The organism is Methylobacterium sp. BTF04 (assembly GCF_010692745.1).
Classification (GTDB): Bacteria; Pseudomonadota; Alphaproteobacteria; order Rhizobiales; family Beijerinckiaceae; genus Methylobacterium.
Map to the genome: position 1 here is coordinate 1 of NZ_JAAHTB010000158.1, position 1,856 is coordinate 1,856.

The following is a 1,856-nucleotide window of genomic DNA, read 5'->3' on the forward strand; positions in this document are numbered from 1 at the left end:
TATCTCGGTCAATGACCAATACCGGCTCTGCTTCATTTGGACGGATGCAGGGCCTGAACGGGTCGAGTTCACTGACTACCACTGAGGGCTCACGAGCCCTCGGTTTCGGATTAAGCCGGCATAGGAGCGCCGGGCCAGCCTTCGAGGATTTTCCGAAGATGACCGCTGATCTTGAAACCCTGCGCCAGACTTTTGACGACGCTAAGGAGATGGAAGCCATGCCTCCGGTTCACCCCGGCGAGATCCTGCGCGAAGAGTTCATGATGCCGCTTGGGCTCAGTGCCGGAGCGGTTGCCAAGGCTCTGGATCTTCCGCGCTCGCGCATCGAGCGGATCGTGAAGGAGGAGATCGGCATCAGCACGGACACGGCCCTGCGGCTTGCCCGGTTCTTCCGCACGTCCCATCAATTTTGGATGAACCTACAGGCTCATTTCGAGAGCGAGAGCCTGCTTTCGGAGATCGGGCCGGACCTTGAACGGATTAAGCCCGTCCCTGATCACGCGCAGGCTGCCTAAGCCTCTCAACCATAAGGATTTGGGCTCTGCCAGCGATGCCGATCCTAGCAAGCCTCATGTCCCGAGGCGGGCCAGTTGTTCAAAGGCTCCTGTGGCCCAAAACGAAATTGACAGCGTCGATATCGGATATTGACGATATCTGTTTGAATGATGGTGCGCTGCAAAACATATTCCTCTCATGAAACGGGGCAGGCCCCGGACCACCAGAGAGATTGATACTATGACCGTCCGTACTCTCGTTCTTGCCGCACTCGCGTCCATCACCCTGGTTGGTACCGCGGTGGCTGATGAGCGCATCAACCTCACTCCCACGCTCTACCGTGAGCAGGCTCGCGCCACCGCGGCCGTGCGGCCTGCGTCCGAGCTGACGACCACGCCGTCCCTGACTCCAAGGGCTCCCACGGCCCGGCGCATCGTCGCCGAGATCGTCGACGCCTCGACCCGCTAAGCCAGCCTCAGCATCTCAACGACGGGGCGAGAGCTCTGTCGTTTTCATGAGGCGCTCCCGTCATACGGGGAAGGTCTCAGCCCGCGAGCCGACGCTCAGCGATGATCCGCCAGCGATCACGGTCTTCGCCTAAGGCGATCACCTGCGCCCGTAGCGCCTCGACCTCAGCGTGCTGCTCGCCCGCATCGACGGCCAATTCCACACATTGATCCTGGACGTTGGAGAGCTGCTCTCGCAGCTCCACATTTTCGAGGACGATGGCGAGGAAAGCGGCGTTTTGTACTGTGTCGCTCATGCTTCCCTCTGCCCGGCCGCGAAGCCAGGCTGGACCGATCCGTGTCTCAGCTTATACCGATAGCTGCCCGGCCCACCGCTTCTTCTACCCTATCGACTGGCGCGAGCTTTCGGCCGTAATCCGGTTTCGCAGGGCAGGCGGGGCCTGGAAGCGGTCCCTATACGCACCGCGAGAGCCGCATCAATCAAGGGTAAGGACATCGGCCCTCGTGATCGTCCCACTCTCGACGACTTCGAGGTAGATCCCGAGGTCGACGTGCCCGAAATGCTGTTTGATGGCTTTGGGTAAGTTGGTGTCACGTTCTGCGGTCGCAGGGTTGACGTTGACGGCGCCACAGCGCGGCGTCCGGGCAAGGCCGCGAAAGCGCACCGCCCCGATACTTAGCTCCCGCCCCACCCAGTCCAGCTCCTGCCACGGGGCCAGCCTATCGAGATGAATGTTGGCGCGGAAACGCAAGGGGTCGAGGGTCCGACCAGTTGCCTCGGCGAGCGCATGCACGGAGGCGAGGTTCACCACGGAGATTGCGCGCATCATCACCGGCGAAAGAGCTATGCGGGATTTTGGGTGACGGAGGCGGTCAGGCGGCGCGGTGATCTGG

Annotated in this window: 4 protein-coding genes; 2 read left to right on the forward strand and 2 right to left on the reverse strand. The window is 61.5% G+C overall.

Features of this window, described 5'->3' with window-relative positions:
- Positions 1–158 precede the first annotated feature (158 nt).
- Both G3T14_RS23970 and G3T14_RS23975 read left to right on the forward strand, forming a co-directional pair.
- A complete protein-coding gene (locus G3T14_RS23970) occupies positions 159–515 on the forward strand; it encodes a HigA family addiction module antitoxin (RefSeq protein ID WP_163644976.1) in 357 nt (118 codons plus the stop codon).
- Positions 516–735: 220 nt separating this feature from the next.
- The gene (locus G3T14_RS23975; protein WP_163644977.1) at positions 736–963 is read left to right on the forward strand and encodes a hypothetical protein; all 228 of its coding nucleotides are present in this window, start codon (positions 736–738) and stop codon (positions 961–963) included.
- Between the two features lie 76 nt (positions 964–1,039).
- Here G3T14_RS23975 and G3T14_RS23980 read toward each other — a convergent pair whose 3' ends face one another.
- A complete protein-coding gene (locus G3T14_RS23980; protein WP_163644978.1) occupies positions 1,040–1,258 on the reverse strand; it encodes a hypothetical protein in 219 nt (72 codons plus the stop codon).
- A 180-nt stretch (positions 1,259–1,438) separates the two neighbouring features.
- A partial coding sequence (locus G3T14_RS23985; RefSeq protein ID WP_163644979.1) for an MOSC domain-containing protein occupies positions 1,439–1,856 on the reverse strand: 418 nt, incomplete at its 5' end.

Coding starts and splice junctions, on each gene's coding strand:
- G3T14_RS23975 (WP_163644977.1), top strand. CDS start 736: ATGACCGTCCGTACTCTCGTTCTTGCCGCACTCGCGTCCATCACCCTG.
- G3T14_RS23970 (WP_163644976.1), top strand. CDS start 159: ATGACCGCTGATCTTGAAACCCTGCGCCAGACTTTTGACGACGCTAAG.
- G3T14_RS23980 (WP_163644978.1), bottom strand. CDS start 1,258: ATGAGCGACACAGTACAAAACGCCGCTTTCCTCGCCATCGTCCTCGAA.